At 45.0% G+C, this 3,501-nt stretch carries 2 protein-coding genes and 1 pseudogene; 2 read left to right on the forward strand and 1 reads right to left on the reverse strand.

Annotated elements, in window-relative coordinates; genetic code table 11:
• Together B9J87_RS08810 and B9J87_RS08815 are read left to right on the forward strand one after the other, a co-directional pair.
• Positions 1–296, forward strand: a pseudogene (locus B9J87_RS08810) (glycine cleavage system protein R); the annotation flags it as partial.
• A gap of 358 nt (positions 297–654) precedes the next feature.
• Entirely contained in the window at positions 655–2,265 is a 1,611-nt protein-coding gene (locus B9J87_RS08815) for a methyl-accepting chemotaxis protein (protein ID WP_026027718.1), read from the forward strand.
• Between the two features lie 54 nt (positions 2,266–2,319).
• On the opposite strand, the gene nspC is transcribed toward B9J87_RS08815, so the two are convergent.
• The gene (gene nspC / locus B9J87_RS08820) at positions 2,320–3,453 is read right to left on the reverse strand and encodes a carboxynorspermidine decarboxylase (RefSeq protein WP_017046172.1); all 1,134 of its coding nucleotides are present in this window, start codon (positions 3,451–3,453) and stop codon (positions 2,320–2,322) included.
• Between the last annotated feature and the right edge of the window lie 48 nt (positions 3,454–3,501).

Below are 3,501 nucleotides of genomic sequence, written 5' to 3' on the forward strand. Positions count from 1 at the left end.
AGATTGTTGATTCTGACGTACATCAACACGAAAAAGAAACGATTTACCAACTGCGGATTGATGCAAACGACCGTGCAGGCATCGTCAACGAAATCACCCACCTTCTTGATAATCAAGGTATCAATATTTTAGATATGGATTGCCAACGCGTTTTTATTGCGGGTGGCGGCGGTGTCAGCTCAAGTTTATTTACCGCCAACCTAGCCATCAAGCTCCCTGCTGCGATACAAATTGAAGACGTAGCCGATGAGCTTGAAGCGCTCAGTGAAGATACGCGCGTGATATTAGAAGTGTAATCTCGTTTACGCCCCCGAAAAAAGGAAGCTGATGCTTCCTTTTTTATCGACCTCACTATCTATTAAGTAAGATTAAAGTTGTGATTCAGTTAACAAAATCAACTAATTGCATTCGCGAAATGACGACCATATTCCAATATTAGAGAGCGGGTAACCATAATTAATCTAAGCCTGCAAATCCTAGATGCCGAATAACTTGAAGACGCCGTCAGATGGATAAACGGATGATTACTAATGAGCATTAACAAACCTTGTGACTCTGGCAATCAACGTAACCAACATCACGGTAACCTCAAGTACAACAGGTAAACCAATATGCCCAGCAATAAGGTTGGGTTGTTTTAATGGTGGTAACGTCATGTTGAAGCTTGAAAATATTAAGGTCAGCTACAAGCTGACCGCTATTATCGCGGTTGCAATTGTTGGCTTATTGAGCTTACTGTTCATTGCAACTAGCGCGCTGAGAAGTAACTTAGTCGTAGAGCGTGAAGCGAGGTTGAACGCAGTTATCGATACTCTCCTCTCACAAATCTCACACCTTCAGAAAACACTCCCCGAAGACGAAGCTAAATCACAGGCGAAAATACTCATCAACAACACACGTTTTGACAGCAACAACTATCTTTTTGCTATCGATGAGTCTCGTTACACCATTGCCCATCCGATTCGCACTGATTTGGTTGGCAAACAGATGGGAAGCCCAGGAAAAGATACGCAAGGCGAGTTTTGGTTCACTATGGTTGAACTTGGCAAAAATGGTCAACAAGGCACGTTGACATATCCTTGGCAGACTAACAGTGGAACACCCGCAGAGAAATTATCGGCAGTCCACGGGTTTGCGCCGTGGCATTGGATTATCGGCTCAGGCATGCTCATCAATGACATTGAAGAAGCAATCAACAAACAGATCCTCAAGATGGGAGGAGCGACATTGGCAGTTGTGTTTGTGATGGCAACGCTTGGGGTGGTCATCAGCCGAGCCATCATTATGCCGTTAGAGTCAATTAAAGAAGTCATGAAAAAAGTGGCAAGCGGCGATTTAACCGCACAAGTCCCAGTAATGGGAGAAGATGAGATTGGCATTGTGGCATGTCGTATCAATGACAGTGTAAGCGCAGTGCGTTTAGCATTAACCGAGTCGGTCACCTCAGCAAACCTGCTTGCAGAGGCCGCCATTCGCATCGCTTCTTCTGCGGAAGAAACTAGCCAAGCGGTGACCAGCCAACGTGACCAATTAAGTCAGCTCGCAACCGCGATGAATGAAATGAGTGCGACTGTTGCCGATGTTGCAGGCCATGCAGAAGAGACAGCAAGAGACACATTGGATGCCAGCAAAGAAGCCGGCTTAGGCGATAAAGACGTACATTCCAGTGTGGACAGCATTAAAGCGCTCTCAAAAGAGCTGGAAGTGGCTACTGAGCAAGTGCACAAACTCAAAGAAGGCGTGATGCAAATCAGTGAAGTTACCACAGTGATCAGCGGCATTTCTGAACAAACCAATTTACTTGCACTAAATGCAGCGATTGAAGCCGCACGTGCTGGAGAACAAGGTAGAGGATTCGCAGTGGTCGCCGACGAGGTCAGAAATTTAGCTAGCCGTACCCATCATTCCACTGACCAAATCCAAACCACCATTAACCGCTTACAGCAACTGGCCGTTAGTACATCAAACGCGATGCAAAAAAGCCAAGATCTCGCTTATAACAGTGTGGAGCGGGCAGAAAATGCAGGCAGCGATCTTTCCTTGATCGTCAGTCATATTCAGCATGTGAGTGATAAAGCAATTCAAATCGCCACTGCGGCAGAAGAACAAAGTGCAGTGGCCGAAGAAATGAACCGTAACGTCAGTGGCATTAACGATTCAGCATTGGAGATGTCACAATCGGCAAACTATTTGGCAGAAGAGAGTGAAACCTTGGCCGCTCTTTCACGCCAATTAGACGAAAGAATGAAAAGCTTTAAACTCTAAGGTGTGATTTTACAAAAATAGGCCTCACCCACTGTATGGTGAGGCCTATTGTCATCAGTTTACCGACCATTGAGATAATGAACGTTTAAAGTCTTCATAGCCAAATTCATTCAGTTTCTGAAGCTCTCCTGTACTGCGTTGACAATACACGGAAGGCATTTTAAGGCCATTAAACCAATTCAATTTCACCATGGTATAGCCCGCGCTATCCATGATATGCAACCGCTGACCAATCGATAATGGCTGTTCAAATGAAGCCACACAAAATTGATCACCCGCTAAGCAAGAACACGAGCCAATGACATACTCATGTTCACCGTTCGCACTCGCTTCTAAGATAGCCGCAGGCTCTTTGTAAATCAGTGTGTCTAAACGATGCGCTTCAGTTGCCGAATCAACAATCGCTGTTTTCATGCCATTTTCAACGATATCGACGACAGTCACCACTAAATCAGCCGTTTTCGTGATGATCGCCTCACCCGGTTCAAGATAAAGCTGAACCTGATGCTTTTCTGAAAAGGCCTTAAGCGCTAATGCTAATTTTTCTAGCGGATAACCAGGCCAAGTGAAGAACACACCACCGCCTAGGCTGACCCAATCTAACTTATCCAGATATTGGCCAAAACGCTCAGAGATCGAATCTAATAACGCAATGAACGCATCAGCATCTTTGTTCTCACAGTTCATATGGAACATCACGCCATTGATAGTATCGAACACTGAGTTATCAATATGGTCTGTTTGAACACCTAAACGAGAAAACTGACGTGCGGGATTGGCAAGATCTTGCCCAGCGTAACTCACGCCGGGGTTTAAACGTAAACCCAATGACGCCTTGCCTTCAACTAAATGACGGTAAGCGGCCAACTGGGATTGCGAATTAAAAATCATTTTGTCGCAAATATCGGCCACTTCTTTAACATCAGCTTCACTGTAGCCAACGCTATAGGCGTGAGTTTCACCACCAAACGTTTCGTAACCTAATTTTACTTCAAATGGGCCACTGCTGGTGGTGCCATCTAAGTAAGGTTTGATGATGTCAAACACTCCCCAAGTAGAGAAGCATTTTAAAGCTAAGACGAGTTTGACGCCCGACATCTCTTTGAGCTGCTTCGCGATTTCTAGGTTCGCGATCAACTGTGATTCATCAATCATAAAATAGGGCGTTTGGAGTTCGCTTTTTTGCATCTATTTATCACTCTCAAATTGAAGAAAGCCGACACATCTGCATCGGCT

It is taken from the genome of Vibrio sp. V19_P1S1T109, assembly GCF_002241375.1.
GTDB classification, from domain to species: Bacteria; Pseudomonadota; Gammaproteobacteria; order Enterobacterales; family Vibrionaceae; genus Vibrio; species Vibrio anguillarum.

Coding starts and splice junctions, on each gene's coding strand:
- B9J87_RS08815 (WP_026027718.1), top strand. CDS start 655: ATGTTGAAGCTTGAAAATATTAAGGTCAGCTACAAGCTGACCGCTATT.
- nspC (WP_017046172.1), bottom strand. CDS start 3,453: ATGCAAAAAAGCGAACTCCAAACGCCCTATTTTATGATTGATGAATCA.